Origin of the sequence: Arthrobacter sp. NPDC080031 (assembly GCF_040702485.1) — a bacterium.
In the GTDB taxonomy this organism is placed as follows: Bacteria; Actinomycetota; Actinomycetes; order Actinomycetales; family Micrococcaceae; genus Arthrobacter.
This window is the reverse complement of the sequence record NZ_JBFBLA010000007.1, coordinates 122,311-143,595: the sequence shown is the minus strand read 5'-3', so window position 1 is coordinate 143,595 and position 21,285 is coordinate 122,311. Positions and strand designations below refer to the sequence as shown.

The following is a 21,285-nucleotide window of genomic DNA, read 5'->3' as shown; positions in this document are numbered from 1 at the left end:
CCAGGCAGCCCGGCGCCCGTGCCCCTCACTGAGCTCCCGGTTCGGGGCCGGGTCGACTGCACGGGTTTCATCGAGTCGGTGACCTACCAGCCCGCCAGCGAGCAAGCACACTTCTCTGCGATCGTCGTTGACCGGATTGCGCACAGGGGCGACACGGGTCCGTTGACCCGGCTGCGCGTCATCTGGCTCGGGCGACGCAAAGTGCCCGGGATCGAACCCGGGACTGTCCTGCGGCTCGAAGGCATGGTCACACAGCGGGACGGGATGCCCACGATGTTCAATCCGCGCTATGAAATCCTCTCCCGGCAGGAGCACCAATGACAGTCGCCAACGGATCCGGCCCCCACGAAAAGCCGGCCCGGGGAAAGCCCGGTCCGGAGGAGGAATCCAGGCGGGGCACCCAGGGCCCGGGCATTGCGGACATCGCCGCCGGCTACGCCGAAAAAGCGGGACTCCAACGCAACAGCCACGGGCATGTGGACATCCTCAAATCGGCCGGAGGTGTCCAGGGGATAGCCGAGAGCATCGTACCCGGCCTCGTATTCCTGATCGCCTTCATGGTCACCCGCGACCTTCCGGCGTCCCTGATTGCCTCCCTCGCCGCGGCAGCCGTCTTCACCGTGGTCCGGCTGGTCCAACGGCGCCCGTTGACCCAGGCGCTTGCCGGGATCGCCGGCGTCGCCATCTCCGCTTGGCTGGCGAACACCACGGGCAAGGCCGAGGACTTCTACGTCCTGGGTTTCTACACGAATATCGCCTACATCGTGGGAATGGTGCTCTCGATCCTGCTCAAGTGGCCGATCGCCGGCCTGCTGTTCGGCTTCGTCCGCAACGAAGGCTTCGAATGGCGGAAGAACCCGGAGCGCTTGCGGGCATATGCCATCGGCACGTGGGTGGTCATTGCCGTGCTGGCACTACGGCTTGTGGTCCAGGTGCCCCTGTATTTCCTGGGCGAAACCGGCCTGGCTGCGCTCGCTACCATGAGGTTGATCATGGGTGCTCCGCTGTACATCCTGGGTCTCTGGATTGCCTGGCTCCTGACCCGGCCTGCGCCGGGCCCGAAGCCGGAGCGCGATCCTCAGCCGTCGAAACCGTCGTCGTCGGACTGATCCGAAAATTCCTCCTCGACGCCGGCCGAACCGTGGTCCCCGGCGGACGGGGAGAGCAGGGCCCTGAGGCCGTCTTCGGCCTCGATGGTCGTGACGAAGAACAGTTCGTCGCCGCCGTCGATCACGTCGTCGCGGCTTGGTGTGATCGGCGCGTGGTCCCGGAGGATCGCCACCAGGGTCGCGTCGTCGGGCCATTCGATGCCGCCCACAGTGCTGCCGATGATGTGCGAGTCGTGGGGAACCGTGAATTCGACCAGCGAGGACACGCCTGTCTGCAAGGTCAGCAAACGGACGAGGTCACCGATTTCCACGGCTTCTTCCACGAGCGCCGTCATGAGCTGCGGGGTGTTGACTGCGACGTCGACGCCCCAGGAATCGTTGAACATCCAGTCGTTCTTGGGATTGTTGACCCGGCCCACCGTGCGGCCCACACCGAATTCGGTCTTGGCAAGCAAGGACACCACAAGGTTGACTTTGTCGTCGCCGGTCGCGGACACGACGACGTCGGCCCCTTCCAATTTCGCGTCCTGCAGCGTGCTCAATTCGCACGCATCGCCCACCAGCCAGCGGGCACCGCGGAGCCCGCTGCGCCCGATGACCTCCGGTTTGAGGTCGATCAGCATGATCTCGTGTTTGTGGGCGAGCAATTCGCGCGCGATCGATGAACCGACGCTGCCTGCGCCGACAATAACGACTTTCACTCAGACTCCTTGGCGGGTGCGCTGGAAAGGATGCGCGCCACCTCGGCGCTGCGGTCAAGATTCAACATGGCGTGCACGGTGTCGCCCTCCTGGTAGGCCGTTCCGGCCTGCGGCAGGACGCCTTCGCCAAAGCGGGTAAGGAAAGCGATGCGGATGCCGGATGCTGCTTCGATGGCAGTCAACGGGTGACCGATCCAGCCTTGGTCAAGGTCGACTTCGGACAAAACCAGCCGACCCGAGGGTTCGCGGTAATCGCCTGCCAGGTGCTGCTCGGGCAGGATCCGGCGCAGGACCTGGTCCGCGCTCCAACGCACGGCGGCGACCGTGGGGATGCCCAGGCGCTGGTAGATTTCGGCGCGGCCGGGATCGTAGATGCGGGCAACAACATGCGAAACATGGAAAGTTTCACGCGCTACCCGGGTGGCGAGGATATTGGAATTGTCACCGCTGGAAACGGCGGCGAAGGCGTACGCCTCCTCGCAACCTGCCTGCTTGAGGGTGTCCCGGTCGAATCCGACGCCCGTGACTTTCCTACCGGTGAATCCGCTGCGCAAGCGGCGGAAGGCACGGTCGTCCTGGTCGATGATTGCCACCGAATGGCCGGCGTCTTCCAAGGTGTGCGCCAACGTTGCGCCAACTCGTCCGCAACCCATGATCACAAAGTGAGCCACGGTTTCTCCTTCACTCTTATGCATGCCGCTCGGTAAGACTCTACCGGGGCAAGTCGCGGAAGCCAGTCCGCCGTCATGACATCGCGTTCGATTCAGAGTAGCTTTGCGGAGTGCTGACAATTCTCAACGCCGCGAAGCGGGTGTTGGTGGGGCGGCCGTTCCGGAACGACCGCCTGGCCCACACCCTGCTTCCCAAGCGCATTGCGCTGCCGATTTTCGCTTCGGACGCCCTGTCCTCCGTGGCGTACGCTCCCGATGAAATCCTGCTGACGCTGGCCCTCGCCGGCGTGAGTGCCGTGGCCATTTCGCCGCTCGTAGGCCTCGCAGTCATGGTGGTCTTGCTCACGGTTGTTGCCTCGTACCGGCAGAACGTCCACGCCTATCCCTCAGGTGGCGGCGACTACGAAATCGCCAACGTCAATCTTGGGAAGTTCGCTGGCCTGACGGTCGCCGCTGCCTTGTTGGTGGACTACGTCCTCACCGTCGCCGTGTCGATGTCCTCCGCGGCGGCGTACCTGACCACGGCGATCCCCTCGATGCACGGGCAGCAGGCGCTCATCGCCACAGTCGGCGTCGTCATCCTGGCACTGGTGAATCTGCGCGGAATCAAGGAAGCCGGCAGCGTCTTCGCGATTCCCACCTATATCTTCATGTTCTCCATCCTTGGCATGACGGCCGTCGGTATCTTCCAGGCAGCCATAGGACAACTCGGCCAGGCTCCCTCGGCGGCCTTCACCATCGTCCCGCAAGAGGGATTCGACCAGGGACTCGTGGGCCTGGCAGGCGCGTTCCTGCTCTTGAGGGCCTTCTCCTCCGGCGCCGCCGCCCTGACCGGTGTGGAGGCCATCAGCAACGGCGTGCCGAACTTCAAGAAGCCCAAGAGCAAGAATGCGGCCACCACGCTCTTGCTGCTCGGAGTCATCGCCTCGGCCATGCTCGCGGGCATCATCTATCTTGCCAACGCCACCAAGGTCCACATCGTGCTGGATCCGGCCAAGGAATTCCTCCTGAATGGCCAACCGCTCCCGGACGACTACATCCAGAACCCCGCCATCAGCCAGATTGCACAGACGATCTTCGGCGCCGGGTCCATCCCGTTCTACGTTGTTGTCGCCGCCACGGGGGTCATCCTCGTCTTCGCCTCCAACACCGCTTTCAACGGATTCCCGGTCCTGGGCTCGATCCTCGCCCAGGACGGCTACCTTCCCCGTCAGCTTCGGACCCGCGGAGACCGCCTGGCCTTCAGCAACGGCGTCCTGGCCCTCGCGGCGGGGGCCTTGGTCCTCATCATTTCCTTCAACGCCGATGTCACCAAGCTCATCCAGCTGTACATCGTTGGCGTCTTCATTTCCTTCACGATGAGCCAGCTGGGCATGGTGCGTCACTGGGGCAGGGAACTCAAACTTGCGCAGGACAAAGCCGTCCGCCGCAGGATCGTGAAGTCCCGGACCATCAACATGCTCGGCTTTGCCATGACGGCGTTGGTGCTGACCATCGTGCTGATCACCAAGTTCGAGCAGGGCGCCTGGATCGCCCTTTTGGCGATGTTCGTGCTGTTCCTCATCATGTGGAGCATCCGCGCCCACTACGACAATGTGGCCAAGGAATTGGCCGTTGATGAGGATTCATCCCCGCGCGCATTGCCCACCCGGGTCCATGCGGTGCTGCTTGTTTCCCATGTCCGCAAACCGGTGCTGCGCGCACTGGCCTACGCGCGGGCGTCGAGGCCGTCCCGGCTGGATGCCATCATCGTGGATATCGACCACGAGGAGACGGCGCGCACCGTGGAGGCTTGGGAGAAGCTGGACATTCCTGTCCCGTTGACCGTGTTGGCGAGCCCGTACCGTGAAACCGTCACGCCCATCCTGGACTACGTCAAGAACATGCGCCGCGATTCCCCGCGCGACCTGATCGTCGTCTACATCCCGGAGTACGTCGTCGGCAAGTGGTGGGAACAGCTCGTGCACAACCAGACCGCCTTGCGCATCAAGGCCCGGCTCCACTTTGAACCCGGCGTCATGGTGGCTAGCGTTCCATGGCAATTGAAGTCCTCCGAAGAAGCAAAGGCATTGCAGGATACCTGATGACCCACCCCAGCAACACCGAATCCAGCTCGCCCACGGCCCAGGACGGAGCTGCCATGGAGCTGGTGGTGGACGTCGGCCCCGTCGCCCACGGCGGCCACTTTGTCGCACGGCACGAAGGCCGGGTCATTTTTGTCCGGCACGGCATCCCGGGGGAGAAGGTCCGGGTCCGGCTGACCGATGCGGGGGAGTCTTCCCGTTTCTGGCGTGCCGACGTCGTCGACGTCCTGGAAGCATCAGAGGATCGGACGCGCCATTTCTGGCCGCTCGCCGACTCGCTTGCCGCCTGGCGCAAGGGCGGTCCGCCCGTGGGCGGCGCCGAACTGGGACACGTGACACTCGAACGGCAGCGCCTGCTCAAATCCGAAGTCCTCGCCGAGCAACTGAAGCGGCTCGCCGGCGTCGAACTCCATGTCGAGGTGGAGCCGGCGGCCGCCGGTGACCCGGGCTCCGACCGCGTTTCGGGCTCCGACGGCGATACCGGGCTCGGCTGGCGGACCCGTGCGAGCTTTGCTGTCACCCCCGGTGGCCGGCTGGGGATGCATGCCCACCGCTCCGACGTCGTGATTCCGGTCCACGAGATGCCTTTGGCACTACCGGGCATCAACGAGTTGCGGCTCTGGGACATCGACCTGCGGGGAATTTCGCGGGTGGAAGTGGCCGCGCCTGCCAACGGATCGCGTCCGCTTGTCCTTCTTGCCCCGGAAGCAGGTGCCGATGCCCGGCGCCTCAACCGGATCCTGGGCCAGCTCCCGCACGAAGTGTCGGTGGCCAGCTTCGACCCCGTGGGCGGAGAAGTCCTGCAGCTGCGCGGCAGGACGTGGGTCCAGGAATCGGCTGCAGGCCACGAATACCGCGTAACGGGAGAAGGGTTCTGGCAGATCCACAAGGATGCGCCCGGGACCCTGGTGGGGGCGGTGACGGGTTTCCTGCACGACGGCGGCTACCTCCTTCCGGGATCGGCCGTCGCCGACCTTTACGCGGGAGCCGGATTGTTTACGGCGCCCTTGGCGGATGCTGTGGGGGTCACCGGTTCGGTGCTCTCCGTCGAAGGATCGCCCGGGACGAGCCGGGATGCCCGCAAGAATCTGCATGGAGAGACCCAGGTGGAAATTGTCCAGGGCAGGGTGGAACGTGTCCTCCGGCAGCGCCCCCGCAGCTTCGACGCCTTGGTGATCGACCCGCCGCGGGCCGGCGCTGGCAAGGCCGTGGTCAGCCAGCTCATCGAGTCCGGGCCGCGGGCAATCGCCTATGTGTCGTGTGATCCGGCCTCCTTCGCTCGTGATCTGGGGTACTTCCGGAACGGCGGATGGCGGCTTGAATCCCTCCGGGCCTTCGACTTGTATCCGCACACGCATCACCTCGAGACCGTTGCGTTGCTGGTGCCCGCGGCATAGCCGCCACTACGATGGTGGAGAAGTCCTACGTCGCGCTTCATTTCTCCATCGGCCGCCCGACGCCCAGATTAGGTTTGCCTAACTAGCTAGCGGTCAACCACGCGACAAAGATGAAAGCTGTTGCGAGAGGAGTCCTGCCATGAGCACTGTGGACAGCTTCGGTTCCAAAGGCGTACTGAATGTAGCCGGCACCGATTATGAAATTTTCCGGTTGAACTCCGTTGAGGGCGCAGAAAGCCTTCCGTTCAGCCTTAAGGTATTGCTTGAAAACCTCCTGCGGACGGAAGACGGCGCCAATATCACGGCCGACCACGTCCGCGCCCTGGCCGGCTGGGACCCGGATGCTCAGCCAGACACCGAGATCCAGTTCACCCCGGCCCGCGTCATCATGCAGGACTTCACCGGGGTTCCCTGTGTCGTTGACCTTGCCACCATGCGTGAAGCCATCAAGGACCTCGGCGGCGACCCCAAGCGCGTCAACCCGCTGGCTCCGGCTGAGATGGTCATCGACCACTCCGTGCAGATCGACGCCTTCGGCAACTCCGGCGCCCTTGAGCGCAACATGGAGATCGAATACCAGCGCAACGGCGAGCGTTACCAGTTCCTGCGCTGGGGCCAGACTGCTTTCGACGACTTCAAGGTTGTTCCCCCGGGAACCGGCATCGTCCACCAGGTCAACATCGAATACCTGGCACGCACCGTCATGACGCGCGAAGTTGACGGCGTCCTCCGCGCATACCCCGACACCTGCGTCGGCACGGACTCGCACACCACCATGGTCAACGGCCTGGGCGTGCTGGGCTGGGGCGTAGGCGGCATCGAAGCCGAGGCTGCCATGCTGGGCCAGCCCGTCTCCATGCTGATCCCGCGCGTTGTCGGCTTCAAGCTCACGGGCTCGATCCCCGCGGGCGCTACCGCCACGGACGTCGTCCTGACCATCACCGAGCAGCTGCGCAACCACGGTGTGGTCGGCAAGTTCGTGGAGTTCTACGGCGAAGGCGTTGCGGCTGTGCCGCTGGCCAACCGCGCCACTATCGGCAACATGAGCCCGGAGTTCGGCTCCACGGCAGCGATGTTCCCGATCGACGACGTCACGCTCGAGTACCTGCGCCTCACCGGCCGCTCCGAGCAGAACGTCGCCCTGGTCGAGGCCTACGCGAAGGAACAGGGCCTCTGGCACGATCCCTCGCACGAGATCAAGTTCTCCGAGTACCTCGAGCTCGACCTGTCCACGGTTGTTCCCTCCATCTCAGGCCCGAAGCGTCCACAGGACCGCATCATCCTCACGGAAGCCAAGGCCCAGTTCCGCGAGGACCTGCGCAACTACGTGAAGGAAGACCTGGTAGGCGGAAGCCTGGACGAAGCGATCGACGAAAGCTTCCCGGCCTCCGATTCGCCGTCGTTCACCGCCTCCGCGACCCACCTGGCCGACATCGCGCCGCACGCACACGGCCCGAAGTCCAACGGTCGTCCGTCGAACAAGGTGAGCGTCACAACAGCTGACGGCCGCGAATTCGAACTGGACCACGGTGCCGTCTCGATCGCTTCCATCACCTCCTGCACCAACACGTCCAACCCCTCCGTGATGCTGGCCGCCGCGCTGCTCGCCCGCAACGCCGTTGACAAGGGCCTCACGTCCAAGCCGTGGGTCAAGACTTCGGTCGCTCCCGGCTCCAAGGTTGTCACCGACTACTACGAGAAGTCCGGCCTGACTCCCTACTTGGAGAAGCTCGGATTCTACATCGTGGGCTATGGCTGCGCCACCTGCATCGGCAACTCCGGACCGCTCGACGCCGAAATCTCCGAGGCCATCCAGGCCAACGACCTTTCCGTCACCGCTGTGCTCTCCGGCAACCGCAACTTCGAAGGCCGGATCAACCCGGACGTCAAGATGAACTACCTGGCTTCGCCGCCGCTGGTCATCGCCTATGCCCTGGCCGGAACCATGGACTTCGACTTCGACGCCGATCCGCTGGGCCAGGACCAGGACGGCAACGATGTCTTCTTGAAGGACATCTGGCCGAACCCTGTCGAGGTCCAGAAGGTCATCGATTCCTCGATCGACAAGGAAATGTTCGCCCGCGGTTACGAAGGCGTCTTCGACGGCGACGACCGCTGGAAGGCACTCGAAACCCCGGCAGGCGACACCTTCGCCTGGGACGCCAAGTCCACGTACGTCCGGAAGCCCCCGTACTTTGAAGGCATGAAGGCCCAGCCGGATCCGGTAACGGACATCGCCGGCGCCCGCGTGCTGCTGAAGCTCGGGGATTCGGTCACCACTGACCACATCTCCCCGGCCGGTTCCTTCAAGTCGGACACCCCTGCAGGCCAGTACCTTCTGGCCAACGGTGTGGAGCGCAAGGACTTCAACTCCTACGGTTCACGCCGTGGCAACCACGAAGTCATGATCCGCGGAACCTTCGCGAACATCCGCATCAAGAACCAGCTGCTCGCGGACTTCAACGACGGCGCGGGCGTCGAGGGTGGCTTCACCCGCGACTTCACCCAGCCGGACGGCCCCCAGGCCTACGTCTACGACGCTGCCCAGAACTACCAGGCAGCCGGCACCCCGCTGGTGGTCCTGGCCGGCAAGGAGTACGGCTCCGGCTCTTCCCGTGACTGGGCTGCCAAGGGAACCGCGCTTCTGGGCGTGAAGGCTGTCATCGCCGAAAGCTACGAGCGGATCCACCGCTCCAACCTCATCGGCATGGGCGTCCTCCCGCTGCAGTACCCGGCCGGCGAATCCGCTGCGTCGCTGGGCCTGGCGGGCACGGAAACGTTCTCCGTCGAGGGCGTCACCGAGCTGAACAACGGCACGACGCCGAGGACGCTCAAGGTCACGGCAACGGCCGAGGACGGCAGCACCAAGTCCTTCGATGCCGTGTTGCGCATCGATACCCCGGGCGAAGCGGACTACTACCGCAGCGGCGGCATCCTGCAGTACGTTTTGCGCCAAATCTCGGCTCACTAGCGCGGACAACGCCTGAGCCGAAAGGCAATCGCTACAGCCCCGGCTGGTCATCGACCTGCTGGGGCTGTAGCCTTTCCTGCGGCTTGGTTCCGGCCAAGGCGTTAGAGTTGTATAGCACGTCAATCACCTAAGGAGGGGCCGTTGGGACTTTTGGAGACAATCCGGAACCCGCAGGACCTGAGCAAGCTCACCAGTGAGCAACTGGAGCAGCTTGCAGGCGAGATCAGGACTTTCCTCATCACCAACGTCGCTCAAACCGGTGGTCACCTTGGACCGAACCTTGGCGTGGTGGAGCTCACCATGGCCATCCACAAGGTCTTCGATTCGCCGCGCGACAGCATCGTTTTCGACACCGGCCACCAGTCCTACGTCCACAAATTGCTGACCGGCAGGCAGGATTTCAGCACCCTCCGGCAGCAAGGGGGCATGTCCGGCTACCCCGATCGTGCCGAGTCCGAGCACGACATCGTCGAAAGCTCCCACGCGTCCTCTTCCTTGTCCTGGGCCGACGGTATCTCCCGCGCCCGCCAGTTGACCGGTGAGGGCGACCGCTGCGTCGTCGCCGTCGTCGGAGACGGGGCCCTGACGGGCGGCATGGCGTGGGAGGCGATCAACAACATCGCCGCGGATAAACGACGCCGCGTGGTGATCGTCGTCAACGACAATGGACGCTCCTACGCCCCCACCGTCGGCGGAGTGGCGGACTACCTCGCTTCATTGCGCCCCACGATCGACTCCCTCCGGGCAGCGCCCACCTACGAAGTCGTGTTGGACTGGTGGAAGAAGAAGCTGCAAAGCGGCGGACCGATCGGCCAGTTCACCTACAAGAGCCTGCATGCCATGAAGAAGGGCATCAAGGATTGGTGGGCTCCGCAAGGCATGTTCGAAGACCTCGGCATGAAGTACATCGGCCCTGTCGACGGCCACAACGTGCGGGCCCTTGAACACGCGCTCACCACCGCCCGCAACTACGGCGGCCCCGTGATCGTCCACGCGATGACCGAAAAGGGCCACGGTTACGCGCCTGCCCTCGCCAACGAGGCGGACCAGTTCCACGCCGTCGGGATCATCGATCCCGAAACCGGCGAACCCACCGAAGCCGGTGGAGCCCGCTCGTGGACATCGGTGTTCGCCGAGGAAATCGCGGACATTGCCGACGAACGCGAAGACATCGTAGGCATCACCGGCGCCATGCTGATCCCCGTCGGATTGCACAAGTTTGCGGAACGGCACCCGGAACGGGTGATCGACGTCGGCATCGCCGAACAGCACGCCCTCACCTCGGCAGCTGGCATGGCCTTCGGTGGACTGCACCCGGTCGTCGCCGTTTACGCCACGTTCCTGAACCGCGCCTTCGACCAGCTCCTCATGGACGTCGCCCTGCACAAAGCCGGAGTGACGGTGGTGTTGGACCGCGCAGGCGTGACCGGTCCGGACGGAGCAAGCCACCACGGCATGTGGGACATGGCGATGGTCCAGATCGTTCCGGGGCTGCATCTCGCGGCTCCGCGCGATGCCAGCCGCTTGCGGGAAGAGCTCCGCGAGGCGGTTGCCATCGCCGACGCACCCAGCGTGGTGCGCTTCTCCAAAGGCAGCGTCGGAAGTGAGATCGAAGCGATCGAACGGCTCTCCGACGGCGTCGACGTGCTGGCGCGCCGCCCAGAAGGCTCCACCGAGAACGATGTCCTGATTGTCAGCGTCGGCGCGATGTCCGAGCTCGCCCTCGACGTCGCGTCCCGGCTCGGATCCCAAGGCATCAGTTCCACAGTGGTTGATCCGCGGTGGGTCCTGCCTGTACGCAAATCGATCATTGCCCTCGCAGCCCGGCACCGATTGGTGATCTGCATCGAAGACGGCGTCCGGGCGGGCGGCGTCGGATCCCGGATCCGCCAGGAGATGCGCGCGTCCGGCGTGGATACGGCCCTCAACGAGGTGGGCCTTCCAGTCGAATTCCTCGACCATGGAACCAGGACCCAGGTCCTTGAGCGGGTGGGGCTTACCGCCCAACAGATAACGCACGACGTCGTCGCGCAGGTCCTGGGGACAAAGGTGCCTTTCGCGCGGCCACTGCCAGGACAAGAACATCCCAGCACAGGCAGTATCCCCACGCTGTGAACGGCCTGTTCCGGCCGCCATCACACATACACAGGCACCCTTCGACGGCACAGGTCCAAACAGTACCTGCGCGGAGTGGTTCAGAAAAGGACGGGCATGAGCGGCATCATCCGCACGTATAAGCGCGACGACGAAGCGGTCCTGCATTTCCGGGAGGCTTGGTATGACGAGGAATTCAAGCAGTTCGTCATCAACCACGGGGTCGTAGGGCACCAGAGCAGTACCGACGAAACCGACGTCGAGGACGAATCCGCTGTCGAAGGACTCATGACCGCCTTTGCCGCGCAATGCGAAGAGGACGGCTATGCGGAGATTCCCGAGGAAGAGCAGTTCTGGGTGGTCGCCCAGATTGCACTGAAGACGAAAGACGGTACCGACCGCGACCGCTACCTTGAACGCAAGGCCAAGGCCGCATTGACGAGCGAACTGGCCTGGCGGGGCCTGGGTACGGTGGATCGATCGGAAATCGGCGACTCGAAGCTCAACATTTTCTGCCTGTGCCCGGACGTCAACAAGGCCGTCAACGCCATCAAGGTGAGCATCCGCGGAGAAGACCTGGACTTCACCAAGCTGAGCATCGCGGCCGCACCCCATGCCGAACCCGCCGCCTTCAAAGTGAAACACTCGCCGAAAACCGGCGCGGGCTTTACTCTCTAAGGACCATATCTCCGCTTCGAAGGGACAACCATGGCGCCCAAGAGCAACTGGCCCGGACACACTCCGCTGCCCAAGGGCTTGTCCGCTCCCGCACGAAGGGCACTCGCCCACGAGGGCCTGGAAACCTTGGAACAGGTCGCCGAATTCGGTGAAGGGCGGGTGGCGGCCCTGCACGGCATGGGCCCCAAGGTCATGGCCCAGTTGCACGACGCGATGGAAGAGGCAGGAATCGCCTTCGGGTCCTGAGCGGCGGGTCGGCCACCACGGGCGTTGTAGGGTGAAACCATGACTGAATATCGCCGTCTTGGAAATTCCGGATTGACTGTCTCAGTAGTTGGTTTGGGGTGCAATAACCTCGGCCGGGCCAATACGGCCACGGAATCGCAGGAGGGCACCAACGCGGTAGTGCATGCCGCATTGGATGCCGGTGTGACCCTGTTCGATGTCGCAGACGTCTATGGCCGGGAGCCTGGCCTCAGTGAGACCATGCTGGGGGTCGCCCTGAAAGGCTGCAGGGACGATGCCATCGTGGCCACGAAATTCGGCATGGACATGCACGGCGCCAACGGCAACGATTTTGGTGCCCGGGGATCGCGCCGCTACATCATCCAGGCTGTCGAGGCGTCGCTGCGCCGCCTCGGCACCGACTGGATTGACCTGTATCAGTACCACACCCCGGACCCTCTCACCCCAGTGGATGAGACCCTCGCCGCCCTCGACGACCTCGTGACAAGCGGCAAGGTCCGGTACCTCGGCCATTCCAACCGCGCAGGCTGGCAGATCGCCGAAGCCGAATACGTCGCCCGGATGCAGGGCGGTGCGCGGTTCATTTCGACCCAGAACCATTACAACCTGCTGGACCGTCGCGCGGAGCTCGAAGTGCTGCCGGCCGCCCAGGCCTTCAGGCTCGGTGTCCTGCCGTATTTCCCCTTGGCGAACGGCCTCCTGACGGGCAAGTATGCGCCAGGCAACGTCCCGGAAGGATCGCGCCTCAGCCACACGCGGACCAACATGGTCAACGACGCCGACTGGGTCCAGCTGGGCCGGTTCAGCCAATTCGCCAAGGAGCGGGACCTGAACGAACTGCAGCTGGCCTTTTCCTGGCTGGCCGCCCAGCCCGCAGTCAGCAGCGTGATTGCCGGTGCCACCCGCCCGGCGCAAATCACCGAAAACGCGAAAGCCGTGCGATGGGTACCCACGGCAGAAGAACGCGCCGAACTGGATGACATCTTCCCGCGCACGCCCAAGGTTGCGCTTTTCTAAGGAGGGTTCCATGAGCGGGGAGCACGCAGCCGCTGCGGCCCGTCGCGGGTCCGTGAGCCTGCTCGTGGACTGCGACACGGGAATCGACGACGCCCTCGCCTTGGCCTATCTGTGCAGCCAGCCGCAGGTGGAGCTCGTTGCCGTGAGCAGCACCCCGGGCAACGTTGGAGCAGAGCAAGTGGCACGGAACAACCTGGCCCTGCTCGAGCTGTGCGGGCGTCCGGACGTGCCCGTTGCCATCGGTGCCCGGGCGCCGCTGCGGATCCCGCTGGTCACCACCCCGGAAACCCACGGACCGCAAGGCGTCGGCTACGCCGAGCTGCCGGAACCGCACGGAAAGGTGCACGACGTCGACGCCGTCGAGCTCTGGGTCGAAGCGGCCCGGTCACGGCCGGGGGAGCTGACCGCCTTGCTGACCGCGCCCCTCACCAACTTCGCCCTCGCCCTGCGGGCCGAGCCGCGCCTGCCGGAGCTGCTGCGCGGCGTCGTGATCATGGGCGGGAGTTATTACTATCAGGGCAATACGACGCCCACGGCCGAGTGGAACACGCACGTTGATCCGCATGCAGCGGCGGAAGTTTTTGCTGCCTTCTCCGGCCTTCCGGAGGACCGGCTGCCGGTGGTGTGCGCCCTGGAGACCACGGAACGGATCGAACTGACGCCCGGACACGTGGCCGCCCTGGCTTCGGAGGCAGGCTGCACGGAGCCGGAACTTGTCCTTCCCGAACAGCCCGAGGGGCGGCGCAGCACCGCTTCGAACGAACTCGTGCGGCACATTAGCGACATGCTGCGCTTCTATTTCGAGTTCCATCGCCGTTATGGCCCGGGCTACGTGGCGCACATCCACGACTACTTCGCAGCATCCGTCGGCGCCGGAACAGCCAGGTATCGCACCCGCATGGCAACAGTGCACGTCGAGACTGCAGCCCCCAGGCTCATCGGAACCACCGTGGCTGACTTCCGCGGACTGTGGGGAGAGCCTCCCAACGCGCGCATCGTTTCGGAGAACGACCCGGGGGAGGCCTTTGCCGAATTGGTGAGCGCATTGGGAGGCCTTGCCCGGAGGCTGCCGGACACTCCCGGACGGCAGGGTTAGCCCGCGTTCGGCTTCGACGCGATACCGGGTGCCAGGAAGCGCTTGCCGTTGATGCGCTCGGAGGCGCCCACCCGGTCCAAATAGGGTGTGATCCCGCCGAGGAACATCGGCCAGCCGGCACCGAGGATGACGCAGAGATCGATGTCTTCGGGCCCGGCCACGACGCCTTCGGAGAGCATGAGCCCGATTTCCTCCGCCAATGCGTCCTGCGTGCGCCGCAGGACTTCCTCGGCCGTGGAAGGCGTGGTGCCGAAGGACATGAGCGCCAAGGTGTCGGCCGGGATGACCGGCTTTCCGTCAGGACCTGGGACCCAGAGTGACTTCACGCCATTGTCAACCAACTTCTGCAGGTTCTGCGATACCGCGAAACGCTCGCCGAAGGCAGCGTGCAGCGATTCCTGGACGTGCTGGGCGACCGGAAGGCCCACCATCGCGCTGAGGGTGAACGGACTCATTGGCAGGCCCATGGGGCGCAGCGCCGAGTCGGCTACTTCGGCCGGTGTCCCTTCGTCGAACGCGGCAATGACTTCGCCCATGAGCCGCAGCAGGATCCGGTTGACGACGAAAGCGGGCGCGTCCTTGACCAGCACGGCTGTCTTCTTCAAGCCCTTGGCGAGCTCGAACGCGGTGGCCAGCACGGCGTCGTCGGTCTTCGGAGCACGCACGATTTCCAGGAGCGGCATGACCGCAACCGGGTTGAAGAAGTGGAAACCGACGAGCCGCTCCGGGTACTGCAGGTCTTCGGCCATCGCGGTCACGGACAGCGAGGATGTGTTGGTGGCCAGGATGCATTCGGGGGAGACGATCGCTTCCACTTCCGCGAAGACCTGCTTCTTGACATTGAGTTCCTCGAAGACAGCTTCAATGACGAAGTCGGCGTCGGCGAATGACTCTTTGGAGACGGAACCGCTGACGAGGGCCTTGGTCCGGTTGGCGGCGTCGGAGCTGATCCGCTTCTTGCCGAGCAGCTTGTCCACCTCCGCGTGGACGTAGGCAACGCCCTTGTCCACGCGCTCCTGGTCGATGTCCGTCAGGACGACTGGCACTTTGAGCTGGCGGGCGAACAGCAGGGCGAGTTGGCTCGCCATCAGGCCGGCACCGACGACGCCGATCTTCGTCACCGGACGTGCGAGCTTGCGGTCGGGCGCACCGGCGGGCCGCTTGGACCGCTTCTGCACGAGGTCAAGGAAAGCGTAGACAGTGGAACGGAACTCGTCCGTCTGCATCAACTCGGCGAGCGTCTCGCATTCAAGGGCCGCGGAATCCGCCTTGCCCATGGTCCGGTTGGCCTCGAGGATGTCCAGGACCTTGGCCGGAGCCGGTGATGCGTTTGAGGTCTTGGCTTCCACGAACGCCCGGCCCGCTGCTACCGCACCGGCCCAGCGTTCGGCAACTGCGGGATCCGCTGGATCCACGGAATTGCGCCGTTCCGGGACGACCTCGCCCGCGATCACCTTCGCGGCCCAGGCAAGGGACTGCTCCACGAAATCAGCGGGCTCGAAGATGGCGTCGGCAATGCCTAGCTGGAAAGCCTGGGGGCCGGTGAGCGTTCGGTTGTTGCTCAGCGGATTCTCGATCATGACCTTGACGGCGTTTTCCGGGCCAATGAGTCTCGGCAGGATGTAGACGCCGCCCCAGCCGGGGACGAGCCCGATGAAGGCTTCGGGCAACCCGAGGGCCCCCGCACCGGTCGAGACCGTACGGTAGGTGGACTGGAGGGCGATTTCAAGGCCACCACCGAGCGCGAGGCCATTGATGAAGGCGAAACTCGGAACACCGAGGTCGGCGAGCGTTGCGTAGACGTCGTGGCCGAGCTGGGCCATCCACAGGCCGTGTTCGCGCTCTTCGAGCCGCTTGACTGCTGAGAGGTCCGCTCCGGCCACCAGGAAGTACGGCTTGCCCGTGACGCCGACGCCGACGATCTCGCCGCGCGCAGCGCGAGCCTTAAGGCCTTCAAGTACCGTCCCGAGCTCCACCAGGGTATTTGGTCCGAGGGTGGTGGGCTTCGTGTGGTCCAGGCCGTTGTCGAGGGTGATCAGGGCGAACGTTCCGGCGTTGCCGGGGAGTTCGATGTCCTGGACATAGGAGTGGGTCACGGTCTCGTCCGGGAAGAGTCCGGCCAGTGTCTGGAATTCGGCGGCGCTCATGCTGCGGCTCCCTTGGTTTCGGTGTCGACGGAGGTCTCTGTTGCGCTGTCGTAGTCTCTGTAGCCGTTGTAATCCACGTGATGCGGGTTCTCCCAGATTACTGTTGCGCCCATTCCCAGGCCGATGCACATGGTTGTTATGCCGTACCGGACTGAAGGGTCTTCTTCGAACTGGCGCGCCAATTGGTTCATGAGCCGCACGCCGGAAGACGCCAAGGGATGCCCGACGGCGATCGCCCCGCCGTAGCGGTTGACGCGCGGGTCGTCGTCGGAGATTCCGAAGTGGTCCAGGAAGCTCAGGACCTGAACCGCGAAGGCCTCGTTGATCTCGAAAAGGCCGATGTCCTCGATGCCCAGTCCGGCGTTCTTAAGCGCCTTCTCGGTGGCGGGGACCGGTCCGATGCCCATGACTTCGGGTTCGACGCCGGCGAAGGCATAGGAGACCAGGCGCATCTTCACGGACAGGCCGAGCTCCGCGGCAGCTTCGGCGGAGGCCAGGACTGCCGCCGTCGCGCCGTCGTTCAAGCCGGCGGCATTGCCTGCGGTGACCCGGCCGTGGGCCCTGAACGGGGTGCGCAGCTCCGCGAGGTCTTCCACCGTGGTCCCGGGGCGCGGCGGCTCGTCGCTCGTGTTTACTGTCCAGCCCTGTCCCGGCTTCATCGTGGCGACCGGGACCAGGTCGGGCTGGATCTGGCCCTTGCCGTAGGCCGCGGCGAGTTTTGCCTGGGATGCCGCGGCGTAGGTGTCCGTTCGCTCTTTGGTGATCGAGGGGAAACGGTCGTGCAGGTTCTCGGCGGTGTTGCCCATGTTCAGCGCGGCCGGGTCCACGATCCGCTCGGACATGAACCTGGGGTTGGGATCCGCGCCCGCGCCCATGGGGTGGTTGCCCATGTGCTCCACGCCGCCGGCAATCACGACGTCGTACGCGCCGAAACCGATGCCGCTCGCCGTCGTCGTGACCGCGGTCATTGCTCCGGCGCACATGCGGTCGATCGCAAAGCCGGGAACGCTGCGGGGGAGGCCGGCAAGGAGGGCGGCTGTGCGGCCGATGGTCAAGCCCTGGTCGCCCGTCTGCGTCGTAGCGGCGATGGCGACTTCGTCAACGCGTTCGGCGGGTAGGCCCGGGTTGCGGCGCATCAGTTCGCGGATGCACTTGACTACGAGGTCATCGGCACGGGTGCCCGCATAGATGCCTTTTTCGCCGGCTTTGCCGAACGGCGTCCGGACACCGTCGACGAAGACGACGTCCCGGACTGCCCGAGGCTTGGCGGTGTTCCCTGTTTGGCTCATGTGTGGCTCCTCGTTGAGACATGGATGCCGGACAGCCCTCGCAGGGGAAGCCGGTGTCATTCACCGCCATGTTACTCGCCAGTAACTTAGCGTGCAAGGAGTTCAATACCGATCCTCGCTCACATATGAACGGTTCCCGGCGGATCCTCGCTCACGTATGAACGGTTCCCGGCGGATCCTCGCTCACGTATGAAGGGTTTCCGGCGGATCCTCGCTCACGTATGAAGGGTTTCCGGCGGATCCTCGCTCACATATGAACGGTTCCCGGCGGATCCTCGCTCACGTATGAACGGTTCCCGGCGGATCCTCGCTCACGTCACCCAAGGATTGCCCTTGGAAAGGGCCTATATCTGAGCGGGCGTCGTGCCGGAAGGGCTTGTTTGTGAGCGGGGGTCGGGCTTGAGGGGCTTGTTTGTGAGCGGGCGTCGTGCCGGAAGGGCTTGTATGTGAGCGGGGGTCGGGTTTGGGGGGCTTGTTTGTGAGCGGGGGTCTCAAGGGGGGCGCGGGAACCTCGGGCTAAGGGGCGGGGGTGGGTTCCTTGGTAGCCGGGTTCCGTGGCTCTTTGGGTTCCTTGGGCGGGAGCGGTTGCGGATACAGTGACGCCTCGGTGAGGATCGGCGCCGTGATGGCGATTTGCCAGTCACGGGCGCCCAGCGCGCGCAGTTCTTCCGACACGGACTCCACAGTGATGTCCGACGGCGGCCGCCACAGCACGCGCCTCATGTAATCCGGGGTGAGCAGGTTCTCCACGGGGAGCTTGAGCCCGTCGGCCGCCTCTTGAAGCCGGGGCCGGGCAGTCCCCAGGCGCGCCGCGGCTTCGGGATCGCGGTCTGTCCAGACGCGCGGCGGCGGGGGAGCGTTGGTTGGAAGATGCAGGGGTGGAAGGTCGTCGGTGTTCCTCGCACCGGCGATGCAGCGCAGCCAGCGTGGTGCTTCGCGTTGCGCGGCCCGCCCGTGGAAGCCTTTGGTGGCCAGGAGCTGCGGAACGGTTGTGGGCATGGCCTTTGCTGCGGCGACCAGGGCGGAATCGGGAATGAGGCGGCTGGGAGCAACATCCCGTTTCCGAGCGAGCTGATCCCGTTCGTACCAAAGCTCGCGAACGGCAGCCAACTGACGGCGGTCACGGATCTGGTGCAGTCCGGAGGTCTTGCGCCACGGGTCAACCCGCGGGGCTGGAAGGCCTGCTGCGAGGATGCCCGCGAATTCCTGTTCGGCAAATTCCAGCTTGCCGTCCGCTTCCAGGAGTTCAATGAGTTCTTCGCGCAGTTCGGCGAGCACCTCGACGTCGAGGGCCGCGTACCGCAGCCAGGGTTCGGGGAGGGGGCGGGTGGACCAGTCGGCGGCGGAGTGTTCCTTGGCGAGGCCGAACCCCAGGAGCTGCTCGATGACGGCTGCCAGGCCCACGCGGGGCAGTCCGGCAAGGCGCGCGGCGAGTTCCGTGTCGAAGAGCTTGTCGGGCCACATGCCGAGCTCGGCCAGGCACGGAAGGTCCTGCGTGGCGGCGTGCAGGATCCACTCGACGCCGCGCAGCGCTTCGTTGACGATTTTCAGGTCATCGAAGGGTTCGGGGTCGATCAACCAGGTGCCTGCGCCGTCGCGCCTGATCTGTACGAGGAAGGCACGCTGCCCGTAGCGGAAGCCGGATGCACGTTCGGCGTCGACCCCGGCGGGGCCGGATCCCGCGGCGATGGCAGCAGCGCATCGCTCCAGGCCGGCCATGGTGTCAATGACAAGGGGCACGCCCTCGCGCGGGGCGTCCAGATCGATGATCTCGGGTATCCGGCCTTCGAAGCCGTCTACCGTGATGTGTGGTTTGGGATCAGCAGCCGGAGCGCCGGCTGTGGTGGGTTCCAGATTTTCAGGGGTCATGGTGCCTTCAGTTTACCGACTCTGTGCTCGGCCGGTCCGGCCAGGGGTTCGGGCGGACTCTCACGGACTTCATGTGAGCCGCCGATTAGGCAAGGGAGTGACGCCGGGAGGCAGGGGAGGGAGCCCCGCGAACGTGCAGACCATGTCGCACCACGCTTCCAGATGTGCCTGGACATCCGATGACGCAGGTGTCCATGAGGCACGGAGCTCGATGTCAATGGTTTCCGGTCTTTCGGCCAGCGTCCCGAAACTCTCGGACAGGATGCGTGTGGCGGTTCCGCCCGCCGCGCGGTACTGGGCCGAATGGTTCTCGAGGGCGTCCACGAGCCACGTCCAGGCCACGGAACCGAGCATGGCATCGTTGCCCATGTCGGCTTCCAGCTGCGCCCGGATATAGGTGACGATCCGGAATTCCCCGTCCCATACAGCCGAGCCGTCGGGATCGTGGAGCAAGATGAACCTGCCTGTTGCGAGCTCATCGTCTTCATCATCGGCCGTGCCGGGGGAGCCCGGGGTGTTCTCGCTGGAGAATGCCATGGCCGCGGGTCCATGGAGAGGGGTCCGGCCGGGACGCGTCGACCGGCTGAAGACCTCTGCCCCCAAGGCCACGGCGTAGGGGGCCAAGCGGGAGGGTGCCGGGATTTCCGCGAGCCGCAGCTCACTCCGGCACTTTGCTTTTCGTAGCGTTCCCAACGCATGCAAGAAATCCGCGGGAACCTGTGCGAGTGCGTTCACCTTCGCAGATTATGTGTCAGGGGCGGCGAAACCTTGAAGCCACGCCGCCCCGTGGGGTGCCCTATGCGGACGCCAGTTCACGCTTGATTGCTGCAACGAAGGAATCGATATCCTCTTCCGTGGTGTCGAAGGAACACATCCAGCGCACCTCGCGGTTCGCTTCGTTCCAGTCGTAGAACTTGAAGGACGAGCGGAGGCGATCGGCGACGCCGGCGGGGAGCACCGCGAAGACGCCGTTGGACTCCGTGGCCTGCGTAGGCTCCACACCCTCGATGGAGTCAACCGCAGTACGGAGCCGTGAGGCCATGGCATTTGCGTGTTCCGCAGAGCGAAGCCACAGCCCGGACTCAAGAAGCGCAATGAACTGGGCCGAAATGAAGCGCATCTTGGAGGCCAGCTGCATGTTCATCTTGCGCAGGAACTTCAGCCCATGGGCTGCCTCCGGATTGAGGGCGACCACTACTTCGCCGAACAGCAGCCCGTTCTTGGTGCCGCCGAAGGACAAAATGTCCACTCCGGCGTCGCGGGTGAACGTCCGCAACGGCACGCCAAGGTGGGCGGCGGCATTGGCGAGCCGTGCGCCGTCCATGTGGAGTTTCATGCCCTTGGCATGGATGTGGTCGGCGATCGCCCGGATTTCTTCCGGCGTGTAGCACGTGCCGAGCTCCGTTGTCTGCGTGATGGAGACGGCAAGGGGCTGCGCACGGTGCTCGTCGCCCCAGCCCCACGCTTCGCGGTCGATCAATTCCGGAGTCAGCTTGCCGTCGGGCGTCGGGACCTGGAGGAGCTTGATGCCGCCGATCCGCTCCGGCGCCCCGTTCTCATCCATGTTGATGTGCGCGGTCGAGGCGCAAATGACCGCACCCCAGCGCGGGAGCAGCGACTGCAGGGACAAGACGTTCGCCCCGGTGCCGTTGAACACCGGGAAGCACTCGATGCCTGTGCCGAAGTGCTGCTCCATGACTTCCTGGAGCCGTTCCGTGTACTGGTCCTCCCCATAGGAGACCTGGTGGCCGCCGTTGGCTGCGGCGAGGGCCGCCAGGATTTCAGGGTGGACGCCGGAGTAGTTGTCCGAGGCGAAACCGCGGACGGAGGGATCGTGGAGCCGCCCACTGGCTCCCGTTTCGAGGGCAGCCGGGAATTCTTTTGTAGTGCTCGTCACTTGTTCATTCACGCTTTCA

Annotated in this window: 17 protein-coding genes; 10 read left to right on the top strand and 7 right to left on the bottom strand. The window is 64.8% G+C overall.

Annotated elements, in window-relative coordinates:
* Nucleotides 1–18 precede the first annotated feature (18 nt).
* Entirely contained in the window at nucleotides 19–321 is a 303-nt protein-coding gene (locus AB0323_RS08050) for a hypothetical protein (RefSeq protein ID WP_366176847.1), read from the top strand.
* Nucleotides 318–1,109 (top strand): DUF3159 domain-containing protein, encoded by a 792-nt coding sequence (locus AB0323_RS08045; protein WP_366176846.1) that lies wholly within the window; start codon nucleotides 318–320, stop codon nucleotides 1,107–1,109. Before AB0323_RS08050 ends, AB0323_RS08045 begins: the two co-directional genes overlap by 4 nt.
* Here the strand turns inward: AB0323_RS08045 and AB0323_RS08040 are convergent.
* A complete protein-coding gene (locus tag AB0323_RS08040) occupies nucleotides 1,079–1,810 on the bottom strand; it encodes an NAD-binding protein (RefSeq protein WP_366176845.1) in 732 nt (243 codons plus the stop codon). The two genes, AB0323_RS08045 and AB0323_RS08040, sit on opposite strands and share 31 nt — an antisense overlap.
* On the bottom strand, nucleotides 1,807–2,481 hold the full coding sequence (locus tag AB0323_RS08035; RefSeq protein WP_284752024.1) for an NAD-binding protein: 675 nt from the start codon (nucleotides 2,479–2,481) through the stop codon (nucleotides 1,807–1,809). Before AB0323_RS08035 ends, AB0323_RS08040 begins: the two co-directional genes overlap by 4 nt.
* A gap of 110 nt (nucleotides 2,482–2,591) precedes the next feature.
* On the opposite strand from AB0323_RS08035, the gene AB0323_RS08030 reads away from it, so the two are divergent.
* From AB0323_RS08030 to AB0323_RS07995, 8 genes are all read left to right on the top strand, one after another.
* Nucleotides 2,592–4,565, top strand: a complete 1,974-nt coding sequence (locus AB0323_RS08030) for an APC family permease (protein WP_366176844.1) — start codon at nucleotides 2,592–2,594, stop codon at nucleotides 4,563–4,565.
* On the top strand, nucleotides 4,565–5,962 hold the full coding sequence (locus AB0323_RS08025) for a TRAM domain-containing protein (protein ID WP_366176843.1): 1,398 nt from the start codon (nucleotides 4,565–4,567) through the stop codon (nucleotides 5,960–5,962). The genes AB0323_RS08030 and AB0323_RS08025 overlap by 1 nt, the downstream gene beginning before the upstream one ends.
* A gap of 139 nt (nucleotides 5,963–6,101) precedes the next feature.
* Nucleotides 6,102–8,933 (top strand): aconitate hydratase, encoded by a 2,832-nt coding sequence (locus AB0323_RS08020; protein WP_366176842.1) that lies wholly within the window; start codon nucleotides 6,102–6,104, stop codon nucleotides 8,931–8,933.
* Between the two features lie 141 nt (nucleotides 8,934–9,074).
* Nucleotides 9,075–11,048 carry a 1-deoxy-D-xylulose-5-phosphate synthase gene (gene dxs, locus AB0323_RS08015; RefSeq protein ID WP_366176841.1) on the top strand — a complete coding sequence of 658 codons (1,974 nt, stop codon included), beginning with the start codon at nucleotides 9,075–9,077 and terminating at the stop codon, nucleotides 11,046–11,048.
* Nucleotides 11,049–11,144: 96 nt separating this feature from the next.
* The gene (locus AB0323_RS08010; RefSeq protein WP_366176840.1) at nucleotides 11,145–11,705 is read left to right on the top strand and encodes a hypothetical protein; all 561 of its coding nucleotides are present in this window, start codon (nucleotides 11,145–11,147) and stop codon (nucleotides 11,703–11,705) included.
* Nucleotides 11,706–11,735: 30 nt separating this feature from the next.
* Nucleotides 11,736–11,951, top strand: a complete 216-nt coding sequence (locus AB0323_RS08005) for a hypothetical protein (protein ID WP_366176839.1) — start codon at nucleotides 11,736–11,738, stop codon at nucleotides 11,949–11,951.
* 39 nt (nucleotides 11,952–11,990) lie between these two features.
* Nucleotides 11,991–12,968, top strand: coding sequence for an aldo/keto reductase (locus AB0323_RS08000; protein ID WP_366176838.1), 978 nt, complete (start codon nucleotides 11,991–11,993; stop codon nucleotides 12,966–12,968).
* 10 nt (nucleotides 12,969–12,978) lie between these two features.
* On the top strand, nucleotides 12,979–14,064 hold the full coding sequence (locus AB0323_RS07995; protein ID WP_366176837.1) for a nucleoside hydrolase: 1,086 nt from the start codon (nucleotides 12,979–12,981) through the stop codon (nucleotides 14,062–14,064).
* Here the strand turns inward: AB0323_RS07995 and AB0323_RS07990 are convergent.
* From AB0323_RS07990 to AB0323_RS07970, 5 genes are all read right to left on the bottom strand, one after another.
* Nucleotides 14,061–16,211: a 3-hydroxyacyl-CoA dehydrogenase NAD-binding domain-containing protein gene (locus AB0323_RS07990; protein WP_366176836.1), complete on the bottom strand. Its 2,151-nt coding sequence runs from the start codon at nucleotides 16,209–16,211 to the stop codon at nucleotides 14,061–14,063. The genes AB0323_RS07995 and AB0323_RS07990 overlap by 4 nt on opposite strands.
* On the bottom strand, nucleotides 16,208–17,500 hold the full coding sequence (locus AB0323_RS07985) for an acetyl-CoA C-acyltransferase (RefSeq protein WP_366176835.1): 1,293 nt from the start codon (nucleotides 17,498–17,500) through the stop codon (nucleotides 16,208–16,210). The genes AB0323_RS07990 and AB0323_RS07985 overlap by 4 nt, the downstream gene beginning before the upstream one ends.
* A 516-nt stretch (nucleotides 17,501–18,016) precedes the next feature.
* The gene (locus AB0323_RS07980) at nucleotides 18,017–19,369 is read right to left on the bottom strand and encodes an HRDC domain-containing protein (RefSeq protein WP_366176834.1); all 1,353 of its coding nucleotides are present in this window, start codon (nucleotides 19,367–19,369) and stop codon (nucleotides 18,017–18,019) included.
* Nucleotides 19,370–19,438: 69 nt separating this feature from the next.
* The gene (locus AB0323_RS07975; protein ID WP_366176833.1) at nucleotides 19,439–20,104 is read right to left on the bottom strand and encodes a DUF3000 domain-containing protein; all 666 of its coding nucleotides are present in this window, start codon (nucleotides 20,102–20,104) and stop codon (nucleotides 19,439–19,441) included.
* 61 nt (nucleotides 20,105–20,165) lie between these two features.
* Entirely contained in the window at nucleotides 20,166–21,278 is a 1,113-nt protein-coding gene (locus AB0323_RS07970) for a low specificity L-threonine aldolase (protein WP_366176832.1), read from the bottom strand.
* Between the last annotated feature and the right edge of the window lie 7 nt (nucleotides 21,279–21,285).

Excerpts from the sequence above, each read along its gene's own strand:
- AB0323_RS08045 (WP_366176846.1), top strand. The coding sequence starts at position 318 with ATGACAGTCGCCAACGGATCCGGCCCCCACGAAAAGCCGGCCCGGGGA.
- AB0323_RS08025 (WP_366176843.1), top strand. The coding sequence starts at position 4,565 with ATGACCCACCCCAGCAACACCGAATCCAGCTCGCCCACGGCCCAGGAC.
- AB0323_RS08020 (WP_366176842.1), top strand. The coding sequence starts at position 6,102 with ATGAGCACTGTGGACAGCTTCGGTTCCAAAGGCGTACTGAATGTAGCC.
- AB0323_RS07980 (WP_366176834.1), bottom strand. The coding sequence starts at position 19,369 with ATGACCCCTGAAAATCTGGAACCCACCACAGCCGGCGCTCCGGCTGCT.
- AB0323_RS08005 (WP_366176839.1), top strand. The coding sequence starts at position 11,736 with ATGGCGCCCAAGAGCAACTGGCCCGGACACACTCCGCTGCCCAAGGGC.
- AB0323_RS07990 (WP_366176836.1), bottom strand. The coding sequence starts at position 16,211 with ATGAGCGCCGCCGAATTCCAGACACTGGCCGGACTCTTCCCGGACGAG.
- AB0323_RS08000 (WP_366176838.1), top strand. The coding sequence starts at position 11,991 with ATGACTGAATATCGCCGTCTTGGAAATTCCGGATTGACTGTCTCAGTA.
- AB0323_RS07995 (WP_366176837.1), top strand. The coding sequence starts at position 12,979 with ATGAGCGGGGAGCACGCAGCCGCTGCGGCCCGTCGCGGGTCCGTGAGC.
- AB0323_RS07985 (WP_366176835.1), bottom strand. The coding sequence starts at position 17,500 with ATGAGCCAAACAGGGAACACCGCCAAGCCTCGGGCAGTCCGGGACGTC.
- AB0323_RS08010 (WP_366176840.1), top strand. The coding sequence starts at position 11,145 with ATGAGCGGCATCATCCGCACGTATAAGCGCGACGACGAAGCGGTCCTG.